The following is a 24,889-nucleotide window of genomic DNA, read 5'->3' on the forward strand; positions in this document are numbered from 1 at the left end:
TTATTGTTAACTTATGAAAATTTAGCAATTTGGGTAAGATATTTTATAGGACACCCAAAATGCACTAAAATTTGCCATTCATTATATGTAAAAAAGCAGGATTTAATACTTGTAAATACTAACTAAGGAATGGGGAGTAATATGACCGATATTCTGAATGCGATGTTTATTGTTTTAGCAGCTTTTGTCATATTCGTATTGATATACAGGCATTTCAGCCACAGTAATAAGGAAGCAGGAGAGATACAGGATGCTTTACTGGGTCCTGAAGAATTAGAAAGGCATGCTGTTGAGATAGCCAGAAATCATATCGTTGCCGATGATACGAGGTCGATTTCCTGGCTGGTTCCAAGGATGAATGATAACTATAAATTGATTGCTGCAGTATACAACAAACTAAATGAATATGCTAAAAATAAGAAGCCAACGGCTTCCGCAGCTGAATGGCTGCTTGATAATTTTTATATTATAGAACAGCAGGTTAAAGAAATCCGGCAAAGCCTATCTAAAAAGTACTGTTCTCAACTTCCGGTTTTAAAAAGCGGACCATTAAGGGGATATCCTAGAGTATATGCAATTGCACTGGAATTGGTTGCGCATACCGATGGAAGGTTTAATGAAAAAAGTTTGGTCAGTTTTATAAAGGCATACCAATCCCAAAGTTTACTTTCCAGTGGAGAACTGTGGGCGATGGCAATCATGGTCCGTATTGCTTTAATTGAAAACATCAGGCATATTTGCGAAAAGATAATAAATTCACAACAGCAATTTTTAAAAGCCGATGAAACTGCTGACCTGTTACTGTCAAGGCTGGAACAACCACCTGAAGTCCTGGTGCAGCTTATGAAAGAAAATATTAAAGGAATGGAAAAATTAACGCCATCCTATACGGAACACTTGCTGCAAAGACTTAAAAAGCAGCAGCATAAAGCCGCACCGATTTTGCAATACCTGGATGAAAGACTGGTTGAACAAGATAATACAGCTGAAAAGATTATCCAGCAAGAACACCAGGAGCAAGCTGCAAGACAGATTTCCATAGGGAATTCCATTACAAGTTTAAGACTGGTTTCTGCTTTGGACTGGTCAGGCATCTTTGAATGTTTAAGCCAGGTGGAACAAATACTTCGTCAGGACCCTGCCGGCATTTATCCCCGGATGGATTTTGCGTCGAGGGATTATTACAGGCATGAAATTGAGAGAATATCCAGGGCTGCTAAAATCAATGAAACCCAGATTGCAAGAAAAGCTATAGAATGTGCGCAGGCAGTTTCGAAAGATAATACGGACGATGAAAGACTAGGGCATGTAGGATATTATTTGATAGGAAAAGGGAGGGCAGTTTTAAATGATAAGATTGGCTACAAGCCAAAAGGAATGCAAAAAATTGTTCAGGCTGCAAAAAATCATCCTACATTTTTGTATTTAAGTTCAATTATCCTTATTACCGCAGTGATAGCCGGTGTTTTTATTTCCTATGCATATAGGTTTACAGGGAGGAATAATATATGGCTAAGTCTTCTTGCCGGCATAGTGGTGCTTATTCCTGCAAGTGATATAGCCGTAGCCATTGTGAATTGGGTAAGCACCCGCATATCCCGGCCGGTTATACTGCCCAAGTTGGAGCTGGAAAATGGTATTCCTGAAAATGAGACTTCAATGGTAGTTATTCCAACCCTCCTGCCTAATGAAGAGCGCGTAAGGCAACTGGTAAGTCAATTGGAAGTATTTTATCTGGCCAACAGGGAGAAAAATTTATTTTTTGCTCTTGTAGGAGATTATAAAGATGCACCACAGGAAGAAATGCCGGAAGAAACAAAAATTATTCAGACAGCTATTTTGGGTATCAAGGAATTAAATGAACGCTATGCTTCAAAAGAGCAGGATATTTTTTACTTTTTTCATAGATACAGGCAGTATAATGCCGTACAGAACAAATGGATGGGATGGGAGCGTAAAAGGGGCGCACTTATTGAATTAAATGACCTGTTACAGGGATCAAAAGAAACCAGTTTTTCGGTGATTAGCGGAGACTTATCCAAGATTCCTCAAATCAAATATGTGATCACCCTGGATGCTGATACCAGTTTACCCAAAGATGCGGCAAAAAAGCTTATCGGAACCATGGCTCACCCGCTCAACAGGCCGGTATTGGATGAAAAACTGGGGATAGTAGTGGAAGGTTATGGCCTTCTTCAACCCCGTATTAATGTGGATATTGTAAGTGCCAACCGTTCTTTCTTTTCCCGTGTATTTGCGGGTCAGGGAGGGGTAGACCCGTATACCACGGCGGTTTCTGATGTTTACCAGGACCTTTTTGGAGAGGGTATTTTTACCGGAAAGGGAATCTATGATGTTGATATTTTTCAAAAAGCTTTAAAAAATGCTATACCCGAAAATACCGTACTAAGCCACGATTTATTAGAAGGTTCTTATGTAAGGGCCGGGCTTGTAACCGATATAGATTTTATAGACGGATATCCTGCGCGGTATAGTGCATATGCTGCCCGGCTGCACAGATGGGTGAGAGGAGACTGGCAGCTTATACCCTGGCTGGCGTCCAGAGTGAAAGATAGACAGGGGAAACTGGTAAGGAACTCTCTATCCACAATCGCTAAATGGAAGATATTTGACAATATGCGGAGAAGTTTGACGGCTCCTGCCCTTACAATCCTAATTGCATTGTCTTTTGGAGTATTACCGGGGAATAGTCTGGTATGGCTGTCTTTTGCAGTGCTCACCCTGTTTTTCTCTCTTGTAACTGCAACAGTGGACGCAGTTCTGGCAAAGAACTACAGGTTTTGTGGTGAAAAGCGGCACTGCACCATCATTTATGGGTTTAAGGCTACGCTTTACCAGGTACTTCTGTTATTTGTCTTTTTACCGTACCAGGCATACTTGATGGGCGATGCAATTATTAGAACACTCATTAGAGTATTTGTGACCAAAAGAAATACGCTGGAGTGGGTGACGGCCGCCGATGCGGAAAAGCGTTTAAAAAATGATATAAAAAGCTTCTGGAAGAGAATGTGGGTATCTGGTTTAATAGGGGGCATCATTCTTGGTGTGGCAATACTGTTGTCATCTCCGGTATGGCTTGTTGCACTGTTGCTTTTTGTTGTCTGGAGTGCGGCACCTTTTATTGCTTATTTTGTAAGCATAGTAGATGAAAAGAATGTGGAAGAGTTATCTGACGAAGATAGGCAGGAGTTAAGACGGCTTGCGCGCAAAAACTGGCGGTATTTTGAAGATTTTGTTGGAGCACAGGAGCATTATCTCCCACCGGATAATTACCAGGAAGACCCTCCAAATGGGATAGCGCACAGGACATCCCCCACAAATATCGGGTTTGCGCTGATATCCGTATTGGCAGCCCGGGATTTGGGATATATGGGTATCCTTGAGATGGGAGAACGACTAAATAATACATTAAAGACAGTGGAAAAACTGGAAAAATGGAAAGGACATCTATACAACTGGTATGATACCAGGACGCTTGAAATTTTAAGACCACGGTATATTTCGACTGTAGATAGTGGAAATTTTATTGGATATTTAATGACCTTAAAACAGGGCCTTAAAGAATATATGGGTAAACCGTTAGCGGATATGAACCTGGTATTAGGACTGAGAGATACTATTCATCTTTTAAAGGAAGAAGATAATGGTGTTCCTTTGGATACCCAATTGCTTGAAGAAGTTGTTCGTGACAGAGACATTTCATTAGTAAAATGGAATAATCTCCTGCAGCATTTATTACAAAGTGATAATAAGCTAAATAGTGCTGGTGAACAGAGTAAATATAAGTGGTTAACCAAGGTTTATCATATGTTATCTTCTTTTGAAAAAGATATAAAAGAGCTTATGCCATGGGTAAGACTTATAGATACTATGCCTGAAGCAATACAAGAGGAGAAAAATGTTTATGCAAAAGCCTCCAGGGAAATAAAAGATATTTTTGACAGGCTGCAGCAAAGTTCATCTTTAGCCGGATTAAACGAGGTATGCAGGCAGTCTATACCCCGTATTGATGCGGCAATAGGATTTATAGAGGGAGTTAAAAAGAAAAATAGTCAGCATGATGCAACTCTTGCATGGGCTAGGGAAGTAAAAAACGAGTTGGAAAGATCCAGTATAAATATTTTAAAAGCTTTAGATGTGTTCAATGATTTGATAAATAGGATACAAACAATCATAGACGGGACAAGTTTTGTGCCTTTGTTTGACAGCAAACGGCAATTGTTCTCTATAGGCTACAATGTTGAGGAAGAGCAGCTGACAAAATCCTATTATGACTTATTTGCTTCTGAGGCCCGTCAGACAAGCTTTATAGCTATTGCAAGAGGGGAAGTGGACCTAAAGCACTGGTATAGATTAGGACGCAACCTTACCATGGTGGACGGATATAAGGGGCTGGTATCATGGACAGGGACCATGTTTGAATACCTGATGCCCCTGCTGATTATGCGTAACTATAAGAATACCCTTTGGGACGAAACCTACCGGTTTGTAGTGGAAAGCCAGCGGAAATACGGCAGGCAGAGACAGGTGCCGTGGGGAACATCCGAATCGGGATATTACGCTTTTGATATTAACCTTAACTATCAATATAAGGCTTTTGGAGTTCCCGAGCTGGGGTTAAAAAGAGGTTTATCCAATGATATGGTGGTAGCACCCTACGCAACTGTAATGGCATTAATGGTTGATCCTGTAAATGCCGCTGCCAATATGAAACAACTAAAGGAAGAAGGAGCCGAGGGCCTGTACGGGTTTTACGAGTCAATAGATTATACTCCCGAAAGGCTGTCACATAACCAGAAAAACAGTATTGTAAAAAGCTTTATGGTACATCACCAGGGTATGAGTTTAATGGCTTTGGTAAACTATCTCAATCATAATATTATGCAAAACCGTTTTCATGCCGAGCCAATGGTGAAGTCAGCAGAACTTTTGCTGCAGGAAAGAGTACCGACCCGGGTAATTTTAACAAAAGAACATAAAGAAAAGATAGAACCTTTTAAACCGATAGAGCAGGAACATGAGGAAGTTGTAAGAATTTTAGGAATACCGGGTTCTCCTCTTCCACAGGCACATATTCTTTCAAATGGAAGTTACTCGGTAATGCTCACCGACAGCGGTTCGGGGTATAGCAGAAATCAGGGAAATGCTGTAACAAGATGGCGTGAAGATTTAAGTTTTGGAAATTTCGGGATGTTCTTTTATATACAAAATTTAAATTCCAACAATGTATGGTCAGCAACCTATGCACCTTATTATGACCGACCGGAAGAATACAAGGTGGTTTTTTCGGCTGACAAGGCAGAATTTTTACGAAGAGATGGGAATATTGACACCCATACCGAAATTGTGGTTTCACCTGAGGATAATGCGGAAATAAGAAGAATTTCACTCACCAATCACAGTGAGCATACCAGGACGCTGGAAGTAACCAGTTATTTTGAAGTTGTCCTGACTTCCCAATCAGCTGATGTTGCACACCCTGCTTTTAGCAACCTGTTTGTAAGGACAGAATTCCTTCCGGAATACAACTGCCTGTTAGCAAACAGGAGGCCCAGAGAAGAGGGGAAAAACACAATATGGGCAGTGCATACTGTGATGGTGGAAGGTGAGGCTGTTGGAGGCATCCAATATGAGACAGACCGCACAAAATTTATAGGCCGAGGTAGAAACCTATCCAATCCCTTAGCAATGGATGTAGACCAGCCTTTATCAAATACAGTGGGGCCGGTATTGGACCCTGTCATGAGTTTAAGATGCAGGGTAAAGATAGGGCCGGGTCAAACTGCCCGTATTGCATATATTACCGGAGTAGGTAACAACCGTGAAGAAATAATAAAATTAACTCAAAAATACCAGGAAGCTGCTGCTGTTGCCCGTGCTTTTGAATTAGCTTGGACGCGCAGCCAGGTAGAGACCAGGTACCTGGGACTTAAATCCGGGGAAGAAGAGGTTTTCCAGAATATGCTTTCACAAATCCTCTTCGCCAGTCCGCTGCGTAGAAGACGGGAGAGTATCATTCAGAATAATAAAAAAGGACAGCCGGCCTTGTGGGCATATGGCATTTCCGGTGACGTTCCAATTGTATTGGTGATCATTGGGAAGACCGATGAAATGGATATTGTCCATCAAGTATTAAAGGCCCACGAATATTGGAGAATGAAAGGCTTAAGTGTTGACCTGGTTATTCTGAATGAGGATGAAGGCAGTTACACGCAGCCTTTACAAAATTTGCTCCGTGATATCGTTTCGGTTAGCCATGCCCGGGAACTTCAAGATAAACCGGGAGGGGTATTCATCAGGTCGGGCAGGACCATGCCGGAAGAAGATAAAATATTATTGCTAACCGTTGCGCGTATTGTACTAAGAGGAGATGATGGTCCTTTATCTTCACAAGTAAAACTTGAAACAGACAAGCTGGCTTTACCCGGTATAAAAGAATGGAAAAAAGAGCCTAAGATATATGAAATGCCAAAAGTGGAGATTAAAGAACTATCCTACTATAACGGTTGGGGCGGATTTAGTGCTGATGGGAAAGAGTACATTATACAACTAAAAGAAGATCAGCATACTCCGGCTCCATGGATGAATGTCATTTCGAATCAACGGTTTGGCTTTCAGGTAACCGAATCGGGAGGAGGTTATACCTGGTCGGAAAACAGCAGGGAAAATAAATTGACACCCTGGTCCAATGACCCGGTCAGCGATCCCAATGGAGAAGTGTTTTATTTAAGAGATGAGGACACGGGTGAATTATGGTCTATTACTCCGTTGCCAATACGTGAAGCAGAACCTTATATTATCAGGCACGGACATGGCTATTCAATTTTTGAACATACCAGCCATGGCATTAAACAGGAACTCATAGAATTTGTGCCCAGACAGGAGTCTGTAAAAATTTGCATGATAAGGCTGAAAAACTTGTCACAGGAAACTAGAAGTCTGTCAGCCACATACTATATACGGCCTGTATTAGGAGTAAGCGATCAATTGACCGCACAGTATATCGCAACAAGAGTGCATGATGATACAGGTATATTATTAATTGAAAATAGTTATAATTCTGACTTCCCGGGAAGAATTGCTTTTATGGATGTATCTGAAAAAGAACGCAGTTTTACCGGAGACCGTACAGAATTTTTTGGACATAACGGTGATATGAGTAACCCGGAAGCCTTAAAACGCGAGAGGCTTTCCAACCGGACCGGGGCGGGGTACGATCCCTGTGCATCAATGCAGGCAAGGGTAGACCTGGATGCTGGCGAAGAGAAAAAAATAGTTTTTCTGCTGGGTCAAAGCAAGGATGTGGATGAGATTATTTCTATTTGTAAAAAATACAGGAGTATTCATGAAGCAGAAAAAGAATTGCAATCGGTAAAAGCATTTTGGGAGGATACACTGGGAGCAGTAAAAGTAAAAACACCCGACATCTCTATGGATTTAATTTTAAATGGATGGCTGTTGTACCAGACAATATCCTGCAGAATATGGGCAAGGTCTGCCTTCTACCAGTCTGGTGGGGCATACGGGTTTAGAGACCAGCTCCAGGATGTGATGGCAGTTGTTTATGTGCTTCCGGAATTAACACACAGCCAGATATTGAGACATGCTGCCCATCAGTTTGTTGAGGGAGATGTCCAGCACTGGTGGCACCCTGCTGCAGAAAAGGAAAGCGGCGCCGATAAAGGAATACGTACCAAATTCTCTGATGACCTGGTATGGCTGCCTTTTGTTACTGCCGATTATATTGAAAATACAGGGGATTGGAATGTGCTTCAGATTGAAATACCATATATAGAAGATGAGCTTCTGAGGGAAGGTGAAGATGAGAGATACAATATACCCCGCCTGTCTCAAGAAAAATCATCAGTCTATGAGCACTGTGTCCGGGCAATTGACCGGGCGCTGAGGTTTGGACAGCATGGTATTCCTTTAATGGGCTCAGGAGACTGGAATGATGGTATGAGTACAGTGGGTAATAAAGGCAGAGGGGAAAGTGTATGGCTGGGTTGGTTCCTATACACCACGCTTGCCCGCTTTATTCCTATATGTGAATATCAACAAGACTTTGAGAGGGCAGAGCGATACAAATCCATTTCCCAGGAAATAGTAAAATCCCTGGAAGCCAATGCATGGGACGGCGGCTGGTACCGTAGGGCTTACTTTGATGATGGTACACCTATGGGTTCTGCACAGAATCCCGAATGTAAAATTGACTCCCTTGCACAGTCATGGTCGGTGATTTCGGGGGCAGCAAAGCCGCACCGTTCGAAGGAAGCCATGGGAGCGCTGGAGCACTATTTGATAAAAAGAGATGAGGGGCTTATTATGCTGCTCACCCCGCCTTTTGACAAAGGTGAATTAAAACCTGGATATATTAAAGGCTATGTACCGGGCGTTAGAGAAAACGGCGGCCAGTATACACATGCAGCAATCTGGGTAATCCTGGCCTTCGCAAAAATGGGAGATGGAGACAAAGCCTGGGAAATGTTTAACCTTATCAATCCTGTCAACCATGCCCGTACTCCGATAGAAGCCGCCCGGTACAAAGTTGAGCCTTATGTAATGGCAGCCGACGTATATGCTGTCCCACCCCACGTCGGACGCGGCGGATGGACATGGTATACAGGGGCAGCCGGTTGGATGTACAGGGTAGGTGTCGAACATATCCTGGGACTGAAAAAACGTGGAGAAACGCTTATCATTGACCCTTGCATTCCTAAAGATTGGGACAGCTATCGTATGGAATACAGATATAAGGATACAAAATATGTAATCCATGTAATGAATCCCGATAGAGTAAATAGAGGCGTAAAAATGATAAAGCTTGACGGAAAGGAATCAGAAAATAGGGCAGTACCGCTGCTTGATGACAGGAAGGAGCACTATGTGGAGGTCACGATGGGGAAGAAGATAATTTAATGTTCATAAAAAGTTCATATTTTTTTAAAATAAAAGACACGTGTTGGACACATTCCATGGATAGAATAAAACCATCAAAGGATGAAGGGAGGTGGAATTGATGAAAAGCAAGAAGATACTGGCAATCCTGGCGGTTGTTATGATGCTGATAGTACCTTTTTCAGTATTTGCCGCCACATCGGATACTCCTGTCGCAAAAACCGTGCGAGGATTTTTCGGAATCGACGTATCCAACCTTAGCGACCAGCAAAAAGCCGATTTAACGGATTATGCCAAAAAAATGGCTGATTTGCAGAAGGAATTTATCAACAGGATGGTTGACAATGGTTCAATGACCAAGGAACAGGGTGACGCTGCCATCCAGAGAATTGATGAGGCCATTCAGGACGGGGACATAACCGGCTTCCTGAAAGGAATGGGAAAAGGCGGATTCGGCGGTCATGAAAAGCGCGGCGAATTTGGCATGGGCAGAATTGACACATCCAAACTTACCGACCAGCAAAAGGCCGATTTGACCGATACATTGAAGAAGATGGCTGATACGCAGAAGGATTTCATCAATGCTATGGTTGACAATGGTACAATTACAAAAGTACAGGGCGATACCGCCATCCAGCGGATTGACGATATGTTGGAAAACCTGGACAGCAATGGTTTAACCAATGGCATGATGATGGGAAAAGGTGTCATGGGCGGTTTGGGTTTTAAAGGATTATTTGGAGTGGATGTTTCCAAATTTACCGATGAGCAGAAAGCTGACTTGACAAATTATTCCCAGAAGATGGCTGAATTGCAAAAAGAATTGGTCAACAAGATGGTCACCAGCGGTCTCATGACCCAGGAACAAGGAGACGCTGCCGTCCAGAGGATTGATGATATGCAAAAAAATATTGCTGAAAACGGTTTCCCAACTGTTGAAAAGGGTTTCGGCGGTAGAATGAAAAAAGGCCGTTTTCAATGATATGTCAACAGCTCATAAATAAAATACTCCCAATAAATGAAACAGCATGGCGTTTTCCATATACATTAAATTTTTTGAACCCCTTGTTTCGGATTGTATCCCTCGAGGTCCGAAATAAGGAGGTTCTTTTTTACTCCTGCCTCAATGTTGCTATAGTTTTGAGGAGATTTATCTCAAAATCAAAAACCAAAAAACCATAGGGACAGTCCGAAACCACTGAAAAAGTCCGGTTCAGCAGAAAGAAGGGCTGCGACTTGGGGACGGTTCGTCTGTCGAATGCGATTTTCATGCGACTGAGGAACCGTCCCCAAGTCGCAATTGTCATTTTATCCTGCGCAAAATGATTTCCTCATGCCTGGACACTTCTTTTTCTATTCTTTCCAACTGTTCTGAATTCTGTTTCCACCCATCAAAAAGCGCTTCAATTTTAGGCTTTATTTCTTGCTCCATAATCATTTCGAGCTTTTTCTGCCTTTCTTCAAGCTTTCTTTGCCCTTCTTCAAGCTTTCTTTGCCCTTCTTCAAGCTTTCTTTGTCCTTCTTCAAGCTTTCTTTGCCCTTCTTCAAGCTTTCTTTGTCCTTCTTCAAGCTTTCTTTGTCCCTCTTCAAGATTCCCTTGTCCACGTTTCAATTCATCTAAATCAGATGTAACTTTACTTACTTGTACCGCAATCAGCTCAAGCAATTCCCTGTCAGTCATCATTAACCACCCTTCTTTGAAGTTTAAAGAAACGACGAACTTTTCCTTTGCAAATGATTATATCATTTCCATTCTTTAAAAATCAATCACCAAAATAGAAAATAAACCATAGGGAAAATAAACCAGAAACCATAGGGACAGTCCGAAACCACATAGGAGCTATAAAAACTTATTCCGCTGGTTACAAGTCCAGATAAAGCAGAGGTTTTCCTTCCTCATAGGAGCTATAAAAACCTTATGAATGCATTTAATATAGCAGATAATGACGAGTTTTCCTTCCTCATAGGAGCTATAAAAACATATGACAAGATGCTTCAATGGGTTAGAGAAGGGGGGTTTTCCTTCCTCATAGGAGCTATAAAAACAGTACAAAATTATTGAATTATCTCCACCACATGAACGTTTTCCTTCCTCATAGGAGCTATAAAAACCAAAATATAAAAATAATAATATAATAAGAATAGAAGTTTTCCTTCCTCATAGGAGCTATAAAAACTTTGGAAAACAAAATCCACATTATTGATTCTATTATGTTTTCCTTCCTCATAGGAGCTATAAAAACCAGATAAGTTTTTCATAGAATAATCCTTTACAGGGTTTTCCTTCCTCATAGGAGCTATAAAAACCTGTGGAAACAGCATAAAATCTGTATTTATATTTTACTGCATATTGGATGGTATTGCAATGAAAATCTTAAAAGCCTTGTAAAATCAATAAAGGGAATGTTGTCGACCCCCGGGGGTTTTTGCATTACCGGAGGTCGACAACATAAAAATTAAAAAAATTAAAATATTTTTACATATTTATCCATTTTGTTGATTTCCGAAATACATTCAATACATCCGAAGCCTTGTGCGTTTTTACTGCCAATTCCACAACTGTAAGCAATATCTACTATTTCATCATCTCCTTCTATAATAAATCCGCCGAGATAGGCATCATAGGGCCAGCGTTTATAAAAAGACACAACTTTTTTTATTTTGTTTTCATCTAAAATTTTCACATCAAGTTTACCACAGTAATCATCTTTATAAAAGGCTTTATATTTATAAAGCAGATTGTTTTTTATACTTATAATAAAATCCGTATCTTGTGGACTGTGAAAGGCCATGTTTTTTGTTTGGGAAGGTTTTGTCACAACTACCGGCGATATGGTTAATCCGGAAATCTTTTTGTATTTGTAATCTTTTTTTGCATAAACACCTTTCAAGCAAAGTTTGCCTTCTTTTAAATCAAAGCATTTTTTCTTAAGCAATCCGTCAATGAGATCAAATATAAATCTCTCATCGATGCTTGAAATGGTAAGATATATGTGTCCCGGTTTGATTCTGATGGAGTTTTTCAGTATTTCTTTATTTTCTATCACCATTCTTGAAAAGGTAAAAAGTTTAAAATTTTTATCATTATACCTGAACCCTTCATCATGTAAAAAAGTTGAATATTTTTCCTCAAGAAGGCTGTATATTTCTTTTTGTATGATATGGTTATAGTGCAGGGGGATTAGAATATCCTTTTTAGGTTCAAATACTATCTTTAATCTCATATTATTATTTTATATCCTTTCATACCTGATTTTTACCCATCCCGTTGGAATCATGTCTTTTTGGGCGATATTGATTGTGTAGGGCAGGTAATTGTCATGGTTTTTGATTTTAGTTTTATCAAAGGCCATTAAAGTTTTGGACAAAATACCTGCATAGCCTGTCTTACAAACAAACTGGTCCTCTTTTTCATTTTCTTTTTTCAACTGCTCGAAAAAGTCTTTCATCCTGTTGCCCAGGGAGGTCTTGCTTAACATTTCATATTCTGCATTAATAATGTTTTGAGATAATTTTTTTAGTCCTGCAAAACATTCTTCCACAGGAGTGTTTTCATCACAGCTGTTTTCAATAGAAATAATTGAAAGCTGTTTGTCATAATTATATGTATCATATTTGTACCATATTTCACCGGTAAATTTACTTCCAATTGTTGGTGTTTCAAAATAAAGAGGGATATCATGATTACTCTTTTTTTCTTTATTATTTTTTCTGTGAAATTTTATAATTTTTTCAATTGCCATTTCTCCGTCTTTAAGGACAAGGTCATGGCATACAATATTTTTAAAAATCAGCTTTATGACCTCAGCATCGTTTATTTGGTTTGAATGACTTTTATTATATTCTTCCAATCCTATCCAATTTTCCTTAAGTTTGTCGTTGTTGTTTGTGTTTATCATCACTGTATATTGATTTTTATCAAAAATATCGGCAAAAATGTCTTCCTTTATTTCTTTGTGATTTATTTTGACTGAATCTAATTTTAATTGGTTTTTTAATTTATGACTGTCAGTTCTGGAATAGCTGTAATGGCAGTCATGGATCCAATAGGCAAGATAGCCGGAACGAAGCATTCCTTTGACGGTTGTGCCGAAAATAACAGGCCTTTCTTCATGAGAGCCTTCATCCATGTTAATCTTTTTAATGTACCCAAATTTCTTTAGTTCCAGCTTGTTTGCTATTTCCATGTCAAGCCTGGCACTTCGCAAATATTTTTTGGCATAGGCATTTTTCATGATCTTATCTATTAATTCTTTATATTCGAGGTCCAGGTCATCTTCTTTTATGATTCCTTTTTCATAAAGATTGAATATATCTTCTGTTGAAACAAAATACAACCTGCCTTCATGGATGAAATATTCATGACTTTGGTATGAAATTTCCTTGCTTCCGCTCACACATGCAGGGGATAGGATTTCAAGTTCAATTTTATATCTGTTGATTGAGGGGGTTATATCCATCGCTTTTTCCCTCCGGTCTATTAATCTTTAATGGAAACACACATGTATATATAAAAATTTTTTGATTATCTTGTATGTACTCCGATATATACGGTCGTGCACTTTTGCATTTTATTATACATCCTCTGTCAGCGTAGAAGTACGGAGGTTTTACAATTTTCAGAGATTTGCCGTCATATCTCAATGTTTTGTATTTTATAAATTTGACGTCATCCATTACCTGTTTGAAAAATATTGTGGATGCCAGATTCAGTTGATATCCTTCATTTCCATTATCAAACAGGGCCAGCATTTGTTTGTCTTCTTTAAATATTCTGCCTGTTTCTGTTTTTATAAAATCTATTTTCCCGGTCCCGATTGAAATATCTGTCCCCATACCGGTTAGTTCTATCACTTTTAAAGCTGTTTCCATAAGGTCAACTACTTTTTTGTCTTTCGTGTATACGTAAAAACAGTATGTCTTGTTTCTATCGTATATATAATTTGTTTCATTAAATAAGTACCCTTCATCAACCGTCCCTGTTTTTCTGTTAATTTGTGTCCTCGGTCTTATGTTCTCTATTTCGCCGAGGGAGCAATGGAACCGGCTGTTTTTCTTCCATTCCCTGTAATGTTTTCTTTTTTCCCTTATTACATCGGATTGGCCGTGGAAGGTTTCGGCATTGAAGCTATTAACGGGCAATTGATTCAAAAGAAGCATGTCGCTTATAAGCGTATTTGAGTTTAACAATTTTTGCAGTTGTAATAAAACTTCATTTTGATCCATAATATCAAAATAGGTCTTAACGATATTTCCAAAAATGACAGGGGATATTAACCTTACATTCAGCGAGTTTATCTTAAAGTCTGTCCTATAAATCATTTTTGCACCTCTTCATTTTATGAAAATTTTATGAAAGACATTGCAGTACTTCAGCGGCTACGTCAAATTCCCATTCCCCGCCGTCAATGAATTCAACCTGCCCGTATCCCCTGCTGCCCGAACCTCCGATATAATTGTATTCCACCAGCTTAAAAGCAAGATTAAGCGCCTTTAACAAGTCTTCTTCCGTGTCTTTTTCAAATAATTTGAGGGCAATATTTACCTCGAATTCAACCCCTGCCGGTATCCTGTCAAATGTTCTCGGTTTTGCAGTTCCTTTGACCCTGTCTATTGTATTTTCTTTTTTTATCTCAACTCCAAAGGGCAGTACTTCGTTGATAATCCTTTTGCTTTTTTCTGTCATAAAAGCGTCTCTTACGATTATTCTTGTCTGTTCTCTTATATTTTCTGTTTCTTTATTATTTGCTTTGCCAAAAAGTTTGCAGATTGTACATTTACCACAATCACACGGTTTTGTGTATCCTTTGGCTATTTCAAGCACTGACCGCAAATTTCCCTTAATGGAAGAACCAGGAATATAAGGGTAACCGGTTAAAGGGTCCTTGATGATTGAATTATCCACTCCTCCGATTCTTATTTCTTCATCACTGCCCACAATTCTGATACCGCTTTTAACTCTCATAATCTTTTTAATGTTTTTTATCTTAATAAGTTTCATCGTTTTACTCTCCTTTCTTTAAGTTAGCCACAATACATTCAAACAGGTCCATAAATGCGTCGTAGTCTTTTTTGGATTTTACGTTATTCACGGCTATTTCAATAAAATCTTTCAAACTGTCATAATTTTTTTTGTTTTTTTCATCGTTCTTTTTTAGATCGTTTTTTTTCTTTTCAATTGCATAAAAAGATTTGTTTTTCATGAGCCTTATCATAGGTGAAATCCGCCTGTAGGCGTCTGCTTCAGTTTCTTTCATGTCAAGATCTTCAAGATTGTTTTGTATATTTTTTACAAATTCCTGCTGCAGCCGCATTTGAAGGCTTTTAAATGAGTCGTAGATATTTCTTATGCTGCTCTGGGTAATATCACTGTTCCTTAATATTTTTGCATAGTTTTCAATTAAATTCACAAGGTTTTCTTTTAAAATGCCGTCTGCCAAAAAGCCATCGTTTATCTCTTTTTTTAAGTCTTCTGGCAGGATACTTTCAGATTGCATATTTTGAATTTTGGAATGGTCATTTTTGGTATTTGTTGTTTTTTGATATGGTTTACTCATTCTCTTCACTCCTCACTTTTGTTTTTCTTATTGCAAGCTCCAGCACTAACCTGCTGAAATCCAGACTGTCCGCGCCAACATTGACAAGGTCGTACAAACTGCTTCTGATATGCTCTTTTTTTTCAGTGGATAAATCTTCTTTGGATATTACATTTCTTTCCATATAATAATTGAAAAGTGCGGCTTTTTTGGCTACCGCTATGGCACTTTTTCTTTCTTGATTTGTCATATTAATCAATTTAAGCATATCAAATAATAATTTTCTCGAAATATCATGGTTGTCAACCCGGTTTGCCAGTTCATTACTTTTGATTAATGCCGAATTCAGATTCTGATATGTTAAAACACAGTCGGATATGATGACACCGTCTTTATGTTTTTTGACAATATCCATATTTTCTGTAACTTTATTCATAACCGCATTAAACGGCCGGTTTGACCTATGAAAAACTATACTGGCAGATAAGGTTATTTCTCTTTGGTTATCTGAGCGTGCTATAAATTTTCCAAAATCTCTTTCTATTTGAATTACTGCTTTAATAACGTCTTCCCATTTTCCGGTAAGAAGGATGTCGTCACCACCGCTGTACAATATCAGTACGGAATTACCGTATAGTGTTTCTATCAACTTTTTTAAATAAGTTGTAAAAAATGAATCTAAGGTATCGGATATATACGATAATCTTGAAATTGAAAAAGGATACATTTTGTCAAATTTTTCAAAGGGGTATACCTCATAAAGAAGAAAGCCAAGGTCGTCCACATCCAATTTTGCTGTTGCCATCATAGGGTCATTTTTGCTTAGGCCGGCAAGACAATTTAAGCTTATATCCCCTTCATACCCTTTGGTATCACAGCTGTCTCTATCATAACAGTTTTTGCACATGTCCTCCGTTTTTTTTATTCTGGTTTTACCTGTCTGTTTTATATCCATGATTTGTCCGGTATCTTCATGAGCAAAAGCGTAATCAAAGTATATACATGGTTGATTGTCTGTTTCAGGCAAAAGACTGCAAGGTTCCAGGAGATTTTGGATATCAGTTTTTTGATAGTCTACTTTAAAGTGCTCCAAAAGAATATCCATCCATTTGTTTTCAATATCGCAAACAGTGCATATTCCTTGCTTTTTTGTATTAATCCCGCAGTTTTTGCACACATAATAAGGTCCACTGTTGTCAAAGAGCAAGTAGTCAACAGTCCTGTTGTATTTTTTGCTGTTCAATTGGTATGAGGCTTCTTTGAAATATTTTTCAAAAGAGTAAAGGTTTTGGTCTTCTCTTATTTTGAATTCTTTTAATACATATTCCAGATAAATTTTATTTTCAAACAACTTACTAATGTCCAACTTTATATTTTCAAGAATTTCTTCTGCTTTATCTTTATATACCTGTGGCAAAACTATTGAAAAAGTTCCCCCGCCGCTGAAAATGATATTGAATGGATATAAAGTAAGTTCTCTGGTAATTTGGTATGGTATTATTGTGTTTAATACTGATATGAGGGAAGAACGTGTAAATATTCTTTTTAATGGTTTTTCTATATTTTTATTTATATTGTCAAATATATACTCCTGAATACCGTATATCCTTCCTGTTAAAAGCATGTACGTTTGTTCCTTTCGGTTTCCGAATTGCTCATAATCAAGCAGCCGGCACACCGCAAAGGCTGCGGTTGTAAAGGAATGGTGGTACAGTGATATATCCCTTATATCTTCTTTGCCGGAAGAAGTGACAAAAGAAGTGTATTTCTTAAGCAGAAAATTTAAAGATAAAATAAACTGTTCTTTTGTTGTACTTCTTTTTAATTCGTATTTTACCTCGTCGGTGAATTTATCTAACACATTTCTTGCCAAATTCGGGGTTTTTTCTCTTCCGTCATGTTTCTCCGGAGGATGAAACGGATAAAGTTCCGACGGATAATACACCAGTATGTCCTGAATGACCGCATCATTAAGAAAGGCGCTGTTAACCGCCGAGAGGATGCTTGACAGAGGTTCTGTCTCCACGCTGGGTTCATTTTCACCGGTATATTCCTTTCGTTCCGACGCAGAGTCGCCATCGGAATATCGAAGCATATTTAGATAGATATTTTTCTTTCCGTTTTCAATGTCAATGGGATCATCTTGGCTATCATGATGAAAACGGGCTAGTTTAGCAATGTAATCAACTTCCTTGTCAGAATATATGCAGGAGTTTTCAAAGATTTGTTTTATAAAGCTATATGAATTGTAATGATGGGTTCCGAAGCCTCCGCCTCTTCTAATCAACTTTCCAATATCGTGCAAAAGACCGGCGGCGGCCATTATGTTTTTCATATCGATCCTCAACTTTATTCCCCCTAAGGTCATTAATATTTGTCATCCGTATATTGCAAAAGCAGGGCAAGTTTTTATAAAAATAAGCGAAAGTGCTACCATTGTAAAATTATAGTATAAAATGACTGTAAAAACAAGTGGAAAACCAGTAAATATTTTCATATTCTTTAAAAATGTTGACGCTGTATAAAGTTGTCATATATAATGAGAACAAGTGTACTTCCGTAGATTTTTTAACAATAATATATTTTCTGATAGAGAGGTAGTCAGAGATACAAATGAAAAAACTCACCAGAGATTTTTATAACCGGGATACGCTTGAAGTGGCAGGAGATTTGCTGGGAAAGTATCTTGTCCACGAGATTGGTAGTCAAAAATTAATCGGAAAAATTGTAGAGGTGGAAGCCTATAAAGGGCCTGGGGATAAGGCAGCCCATTCCTATGGCGGGAAGATAACAGAGAGGAATAAGGTGATGTTTGGTCCGCCGGGATACGCTTATGTTTTTAATATTTACGGAATGTACCAGTGTATGAATGTAGTCACCGAACCGGAAGGCAATCCTTGTGCCGTCCTGATAAGGGCAGTAGAACCTGTTGCGGGAGAAGATTTCATGGCCAGGAACAGGTATAACAAGGATTATGAAGCCCTTGATAAAAGATCCAGAATTAATATTTCAAACGGACCGGGGAAACTTTGTATAGCGTTAGGAATTGCAATGAAACACTATGGGCAGGATTTGTGCGGTGATGTACTCTATATCACTGAAAACGATAAAAATGAAGAATTTTACATTGCAACATCACCAAGAATCAATATTGATTATGCAGAAGAAGCTATGCATTTTCCATGGAGGTTTTATATAGAAGGCAATAAGTATGTTTCAAAAAAATAAAAATTTTATTCTTATTGTACGCTCGACTAAAATTTACTTTTAAAGCTGAATATTTATTTGTTTTGTATTAATTGACTTGAATATTAATTCCCATAGATTATCATACTATAAGTGATGCATCTGAATTTTATGTAATCTTAAATGAAAGATTTCACGAGATTGACATAATTTTTAGATCAATAAAAAGGGGAGATGATATGTCTATGAAGCAGCCTTATGAAAAGAATGGAATTATAGTAGACCCTGTAAACGTAAGAAATGGGGATAATTTAAAAATCACTTATGACGGATTATTAGCACAAGCAGGCGCAGCACATGTTTACCTCCATATTGGGGAGGGAGAAAATTTCTTTAACGTACAGGATGTTAAAATGGAAAAAATAGGACCTAATAAATTTGAAGCAACCGTTCATGTTCAGCCGACAGGGGAGACGGTAAATTTCTGTTTTAAGGACTGTGCAAACAATTGGGATAACAACTATGGCAGGAATTACGTTTTAGCAACCCCATATCAACAGCATTAAAAAATAGAAAATTAAGGCTCTGGTAAAAAGTATCTTTACTGGAGCTTTTTATTTATATCTTTATTAATGTATACATAAGGCATTGGAAAATTTTTTAAAATATGATATATTAAATGATGTAATATAGATAGGAATTTGTTTAGAAAGGTACCTGGATCGTTATGAAAACAGAACGCTTACAAAGATATAATTCTTCTAAATATTCCAGATATAAAAATGCCGGAAAAAAGTCAAATACAAAAGCAGTACGCAATATATTCATTATACTTGCTGTTTTTGCAGTTATAAGCCTATACTTTTCGGGTTTTTCTACCGGTAAATTCTTAATGATCTTTTTTTGGGAAGTAGTCGGAATGATTGGCTTGATAGCAGTATTTTTATACATAACCATTCATTCTAAGAAAAAAGAAAGGTGTTCTACTAAGCGCTTGACATTATCAAAAGGAACTAGGGACATAGAACAAAAGGTGCATATCAACAGGCCCAAAATAAAGTCCCGCAAATTAATAAAACTTGATAAAAGGAATTTTAACTGGTCTGACGAGGATATTCAACGTAATACCAAAGAGGATATGAAAACGGCTTATTATCAACCTATTGTTGAGGAAAGAAAATTTATTCCTTACCGTTCGCCTTTTGAACCAATCAATCCTCCGGCGAAGCCAAAAGAAGAACAGGTGGATAGTGAGGTTGGTGAGATTCAAAATGTTGAGGAGAACAAAGTTGCCGGGTCAGAAAACAGTGAAAATCCAACTCAGGTTCCGGAATTGGAAGTTCAGGAAATAACCGTGGATGAAAGCCTGGAGGATAATGGAGATATAAATGATAACAATAGTGGCTTAATGGAGTATGAAGAAACAGAAGATGAGAATATGATCGGGGATGAAACAGAGGAGGATAGTTTTGAGCTATTTGAGCAAGATTCAACAGAAGATTCAAAATGTACTATATTAAAAGTAGAAATACCTAAACAAGTAAAAACAGATAACAAGCCGTTTCACAAAATGAAACCAAAAATTCGGGCAATTACTGTAAGAAAAAAAGCAGGACCTGAAAATGAAGACGTTTACCCTCCTGTGGAACTGCTGAATGCAAATCATACAAAAATAGACCGGGATTTTATGAGGGGAAAAATTGAATCTAATGCAAAAAAATTAGTAGAGACATTAGCCAGTTTTGGTGTAGGGGTTAAGGTGATTAATATCAGCCAGGGGCCATCGGTAACACGCTATGAGCTTCAGCCCAATGCAGGAGTAAAAGTTAGCAAAATTGTAAATCTGTCGGATGATATAGCATTAAGTCTTGCAGCAAAAGGAGTAAGGATAGAAGCTCCTATTCCGGGAAAAGCGGCGATAGGGATTGAAGTTCCTAATGAAGAAGTTGTTCCTGTATTTTTACGGGAAGTAATAGAGTCAAAGGAATTTCGCAATCATCCGTCCAAGCTTGCTTTTGCTGTAGGAAAAGATATTGCCGGCAATAATATGGTGGCCGATATAGCAAGAATGCCCCATCTTCTTATTGCAGGGGCTACGGGGTCAGGAAAAAGCGTATGTATTAATACTTTGATTGCAAGTATACTTTATAAGGCAAAACCTTCAGAAGTAAGATTGATTATGGTAGACCCAAAAGTGGTAGAATTGGGAATTTACAATGGTATACCGCATCTTCTTATTCCGGTGGTAACCGACCCTAAAAAAGCAGCAGGGGCCTTAAATTGGGCAGTACAGGAAATGACCAACCGTTATAAGCTGTTTGCCGATAACAACGTAAGGGATTTGAAAGGCTACAATGCGCTGTTAAAGGAGAAGGGAGAGGAAGATATAATCCCGCAAATCGTCATTATCATAGATGAATTGGCCGATTTGATGATGGTAGCTCCAAATGAGGTAGAGGATTCCATCTGCCGGTTGGCCCAGATGGCGAGAGCTGCGGGAATGCACCTTGTGATAGCTACCCAGAGACCTTCGGTGGATGTTATAACCGGCTTGATAAAGGCCAATATCCCGTCCCGGATATCCTTTGCAGTATCCTCCCAGGTTGATTCCCGTACTATTCTGGATATGGCCGGTGCAGAAAAACTTCTTGGGAAAGGGGATATGCTGTTTAACCCCATGGGAGAACCTAAACCAATCAGGGTACAGGGGGCATTTGTATCTGATAAGGAAGTAGAAGCTATTGTATCGCATATTAAATCTAATGTTGCTGCCAATTATGACGAGGATATTTTAGAAACAATAAACAGTCAGACCGAGTCATCAAAATCCGATTCTGAGAATGAAGATGAATTACTGCCTCAGGCTATAGAAATGTCCATAGAACATGGACAGGCTTCAGCATCTTTGCTGCAGCGGAAATTTAAAATTGGCTATTCAAGAGCGGCAAGGATCCTTGATCAAATGGAAGCACGAGGGATAGTGAGCGGCTATGAAGGAAGCAAACCAAGGCAGGTGCTTATCACAAAGGCCGAATGGGACGAAATGAATATATAAAATATATTAAAGATTTTATATAAAAGCATGTAAGAAGGGCTGCGACTTGGGGACGGTTCGTCTGTCGAATGGGCTTTTCATGCGACTGAGGAACTGTCCCCATGTCGAAGCCCTGACCAGTCATGTAAAATATTTAGTGTATTCCATATAAATATTTTTGCATAATTAACATATTTTGGAGGTGTTTTGGTGAACAGAAATACAGAGATATTATCAAAAATAATCGATAATGTTGAAAAGGTAATTGTCGGCAAACGTCGTTCTATAGAACTTATGGTAATTTCTTTAATTTGCGGAGGACATGTTTTAATCGAGGATGTACCGGGGGTAGGAAAAACAACAATGGTTTCATCCCTTGCAAGATCATTAAACCTGGATTTCAAAAGAATACAATTTACCCCGGATATCTTGCCCACAGATATTACCGGATTGACCATCTACGACCCAAAGACAGGAGAGTTCCGTTTTCATCCCGGTGCAGTGATGACAAACATTCTTCTGGCTGATGAGATTAACAGGACATCACCTAAAACCCAATCCAGCTTACTGGAGGTAATGGAAGAAAAGCAGGTTACGGTGGATGGAAATACTTATAAGCTCTCTTTACCGTTTATGGTACTGGCAACCCAAAATCCCATTGAATATGTTGGAACCTTCCCTTTGCCGGAAGCTCAACTGGACAGATTTTTTATGAAAATTAAAATCGGTTATCCTACTTTTCAAGAGGAAATGGGGATTCTAAGCCGTTTCCGCAGCAATAATCCGTTAGATCAGCTAAATTCTGTTGCGGATGCTGATTCAATTATTTCCATTCAGCAGCAGGTAAAGGACATTCATGTGGATGAATCAATTCATCAATATATTATTCATATCGTGAGATCTACACGAAATCACAACGATGTTGCTTTAGGCGTAAGTCCAAGAGGATCCCTGGCCCTTTTGCACGCTTCCCAGGCGTGGGCATTATACCAGGGCAGAGATTATGTGATACCCGATGATGTTAAACTTATGGTTTTACCTGTCCTGGCACACAGGATGATCCTTAAACCCGAAGCAAGCCTGAAGGATATCGATTCAATCACTGTGCTTGAGTCAATACTAAATGCAACAAAAGTCCCGATAATGGATTGAGACAAAGGTGAAAATTGGAGGTTGTAATGGTCAAGAGAAATCTAATATATTTTATTATATTCGCTGCCTTCTTCCTTTCAGCCTTATACAGCGGAGAGCAGGTTCTTTACATGATATCCTATGCCATGTTATTTTTACCGCTGGTATCTCTGTTATTGCTCATCATAACCGTTCTTAGATATAAATATGTGGAACAGATTGAAAAGAGACAGGCTGTGAGGGGAGAAGTGTTAAACTACTCACTGGATGTATATAATGAAGATGTTTTTTTATATCCATATATTAAAACAAATTTTTATGCCGGCAACTTTCTTACAAACAATCTGTTTAATCATGACAGAGGGGACGGTTCTTATTGATAGATTACTTGAACAGAGCTAGGGAAATTAGAAGTTATGTCTGTTCTGGATATATTTTAGGATAACAGGTATTAATAAAACTGCTGTTAGCAAATCTTAACAATGAGAACCGTCCCTATTGCCTTTAACTATTGCCTTATTCTGAAACAAAAGTTTTGCAGAAATTTTCACAATAAAGAATGGTATTATGTTCTTATTGAAATAGAAAGTAAAGCTAATACTAACAGTACGACGAATGTGATAGAAAGCATAGAACAATATATCGGATCAAGAGAAGATGTATTTTTTTTTAGTGTTAACGTAAGCTCGAATGGTGTTGTTTTAGGGATAGAAAAAAGTACTAATGCTAAGAGTGAAATCTATAACTTTGCATATGGCATATATCACACCATTAAAAGCCTTTACAATTCAGACATCAATATGAGTATTAGTCATGGAGTATCTAGTATACTGCAAATTAAAGATGCTTATACAGCAGCTTTAGAAGCAATGAAATTCAAAGTATTTATGAATAGTTCCGGTCCCATTATTTATGAACACGTTAAAGATAGATCTATTAATTTTGAATTTGAAAAAGTTCAGCTTGTTGAAAAATTATTTGAAGCATTAGCCAATGCCGATGAAAAGAAAGCTAATGAAGTTATCAGAACTGTTAAAGAAGAATTTTGCCATAAGCAAATTTCACCCGATATATTGAAAATGCTTATTATAAATGTAGTTTATAAAAGCATACATTTAATTGAGGAGACCGACAGAGATTATTCAAAGCTTTTAAGCATGTGTGATATAAAAAGAATATCACAAAAATATCTAACTATAGAAGAAATGATAAAGATTCTAAAGAATTATTGTATGTATATCGTTCAATATGTATCTGAATTAAGGAATAACAAATCAAAAGGAATTTTATATGAAATAGAACTTTATATAAAAAGTCATTTTTGTGAGAGCATTACTATTAAGGAGATCGCAGAACACTTTTATATAAATTCTGTCTATCTTGGACAGATATTTGCAAAAACGTATGGGATGGGCATTAATGAGTATCTGCATAAACTGAGGATTGAAGAAGCAAAACATTTGCTGGAACAGACAGATATGAAGTTGAATGAGATAGCTAATAAAGTTGGATATTTGAATTACAGCCGGTTTGTTAAAAAGTTTGAACAATATGCCAGAATGAAACCTTTTGAATACAAAATGAAATTTACTAAAGATAAAAAAATATAATATTTACAGGGGATAATACTATAATTTTGTAAATGATATATCGGCTATGGCATTATATAATAAGATTAGTTACGGTTGTAACCAAAATTTAAGGTAGTGTCAAAAGTTCTATGAAAACATGAAGTTGAGCTACCAATAATAACAAAAATTGTAATGTTGCACTTTGAGATTTAAATACTGAAGATTTGCACGAAGAAGGAATGTGCCATGGCATGTTCCTGAATGGCGAGGCACTATCTAATAGACCTATGGAGTTTATGGATAACCCGCCCGGGGCATGGATAACCTGTGCACAAAGCATTGACAACGAAAAGCATGTTGCCAACACTTTGCACACAGGTTACCCACACCCCTAAAAGCAGCGGGTTACCCACAAACTCCACAGGTCCGGTGACTACTGCTATATCATTTTTTGATTTATTTATATAGAGAAAATGATTAAGCTGATTGTTGTGTTTTAATATAGGCCTGTG

At 38.1% G+C, this 24,889-nt stretch carries 16 protein-coding genes and 1 CRISPR repeat array; of the genes, 8 read left to right on the plus strand and 8 right to left on the minus strand.

Annotation, left to right across the window (positions count from 1 at the left end; translation table 11 throughout):
* Positions 1 to 141 precede the first annotated feature (141 nt).
* Positions 142 to 8,940, plus strand: coding sequence for a glycoside hydrolase family 94 protein (locus CIB29_RS01240; protein WP_094545970.1), 8,799 nt, complete (start codon positions 142 to 144; stop codon positions 8,938 to 8,940).
* Between the two features lie 100 nt (positions 8,941 to 9,040).
* Positions 9,041 to 9,901: a YckD family protein gene (locus CIB29_RS01245; RefSeq protein WP_094545972.1), complete on the plus strand. Its 861-nt coding sequence runs from the start codon at positions 9,041 to 9,043 to the stop codon at positions 9,899 to 9,901.
* Between the two features lie 321 nt (positions 9,902 to 10,222).
* Here CIB29_RS01245 and CIB29_RS01250 read toward each other — a convergent pair whose 3' ends face one another.
* From CIB29_RS01250 to cas10, 7 genes are all read right to left on the minus strand, one after another.
* Entirely contained in the window at positions 10,223 to 10,603 is a 381-nt protein-coding gene (locus CIB29_RS01250; RefSeq protein ID WP_157910174.1) for a hypothetical protein, read from the minus strand.
* Positions 10,604 to 10,804: 201 nt separating this feature from the next.
* Positions 10,805 to 11,226: direct repeats of the CRISPR family, unit length 30 nt; unit sequence GTTTTCCTTCCTCATAGGAGCTATAAAAAC.
* 158 nt (positions 11,227 to 11,384) lie between these two features.
* Positions 11,385 to 12,143, minus strand: coding sequence for a CRISPR-associated endoribonuclease Cas6 (gene cas6 / locus CIB29_RS01255; RefSeq protein ID WP_094545976.1), 759 nt, complete (start codon positions 12,141 to 12,143; stop codon positions 11,385 to 11,387).
* A gap of 9 nt (positions 12,144 to 12,152) precedes the next feature.
* Complete coding sequence (gene csm5 / locus CIB29_RS01260) at positions 12,153 to 13,379, minus strand: type III-A CRISPR-associated RAMP protein Csm5 (protein ID WP_094545978.1); 1,227 nt, start codon at positions 13,377 to 13,379, stop codon at positions 12,153 to 12,155.
* Positions 13,348 to 14,241 carry a hypothetical protein gene (locus CIB29_RS01265; RefSeq protein ID WP_094545980.1) on the minus strand — a complete coding sequence of 298 codons (894 nt, stop codon included), beginning with the start codon at positions 14,239 to 14,241 and terminating at the stop codon, positions 13,348 to 13,350. The genes csm5 and CIB29_RS01265 overlap by 32 nt, the downstream gene beginning before the upstream one ends.
* A gap of 28 nt (positions 14,242 to 14,269) precedes the next feature.
* Positions 14,270 to 14,920, minus strand: coding sequence for a type III-A CRISPR-associated RAMP protein Csm3 (gene csm3, locus CIB29_RS01270; protein WP_094545982.1), 651 nt, complete (start codon positions 14,918 to 14,920; stop codon positions 14,270 to 14,272).
* 4 nt (positions 14,921 to 14,924) lie between these two features.
* Positions 14,925 to 15,476: a type III-A CRISPR-associated protein Csm2 gene (csm2, locus tag CIB29_RS01275; RefSeq protein ID WP_094545984.1), complete on the minus strand. Its 552-nt coding sequence runs from the start codon at positions 15,474 to 15,476 to the stop codon at positions 14,925 to 14,927.
* Positions 15,469 to 17,802, minus strand: a complete 2,334-nt coding sequence (gene cas10, locus CIB29_RS01280; RefSeq protein ID WP_157910175.1) for a type III-A CRISPR-associated protein Cas10/Csm1 — start codon at positions 17,800 to 17,802, stop codon at positions 15,469 to 15,471. The genes csm2 and cas10 overlap by 8 nt, the downstream gene beginning before the upstream one ends.
* A gap of 266 nt (positions 17,803 to 18,068) precedes the next feature.
* Between cas10 and CIB29_RS01285 the strand changes: the two genes are divergently transcribed.
* The 6 genes from CIB29_RS01285 (at position 18,069) to CIB29_RS01310 (ending at position 24,416) form a co-directional block, all read left to right on the plus strand.
* Positions 18,069 to 18,683: a DNA-3-methyladenine glycosylase gene (locus CIB29_RS01285; RefSeq protein WP_094545988.1), complete on the plus strand. Its 615-nt coding sequence runs from the start codon at positions 18,069 to 18,071 to the stop codon at positions 18,681 to 18,683.
* A gap of 197 nt (positions 18,684 to 18,880) precedes the next feature.
* A complete protein-coding gene (locus CIB29_RS01290; RefSeq protein WP_198543694.1) occupies positions 18,881 to 19,207 on the plus strand; it encodes a carbohydrate-binding protein in 327 nt (108 codons plus the stop codon).
* 161 nt (positions 19,208 to 19,368) lie between these two features.
* On the plus strand, positions 19,369 to 21,696 hold the full coding sequence (locus CIB29_RS01295; RefSeq protein WP_094545990.1) for a DNA translocase FtsK: 2,328 nt from the start codon (positions 19,369 to 19,371) through the stop codon (positions 21,694 to 21,696).
* A gap of 189 nt (positions 21,697 to 21,885) precedes the next feature.
* Positions 21,886 to 22,827 carry an AAA family ATPase gene (locus tag CIB29_RS01300; protein WP_242965018.1) on the plus strand — a complete coding sequence of 314 codons (942 nt, stop codon included), beginning with the start codon at positions 21,886 to 21,888 and terminating at the stop codon, positions 22,825 to 22,827.
* Between the two features lie 26 nt (positions 22,828 to 22,853).
* A complete protein-coding gene (locus CIB29_RS01305; RefSeq protein WP_094545992.1) occupies positions 22,854 to 23,186 on the plus strand; it encodes a hypothetical protein in 333 nt (110 codons plus the stop codon).
* Between the two features lie 102 nt (positions 23,187 to 23,288).
* Positions 23,289 to 24,416 carry a helix-turn-helix transcriptional regulator gene (locus tag CIB29_RS01310; protein ID WP_094545994.1) on the plus strand — a complete coding sequence of 376 codons (1,128 nt, stop codon included), beginning with the start codon at positions 23,289 to 23,291 and terminating at the stop codon, positions 24,414 to 24,416.
* Positions 24,417 to 24,649: 233 nt separating this feature from the next.
* On the opposite strand, the gene CIB29_RS19080 is transcribed toward CIB29_RS01310, so the two are convergent.
* Positions 24,650 to 24,889, minus strand: a 240-nt coding sequence (locus CIB29_RS19080; protein ID WP_207653084.1) for a hypothetical protein, incomplete at its 5' end; no start/stop codon positions are given.

Origin of the sequence: Petroclostridium xylanilyticum (assembly GCF_002252565.1) — a bacterium.
Taxonomy (GTDB): Bacteria; Bacillota; Clostridia; order SK-Y3; family SK-Y3; genus Petroclostridium; species Petroclostridium xylanilyticum.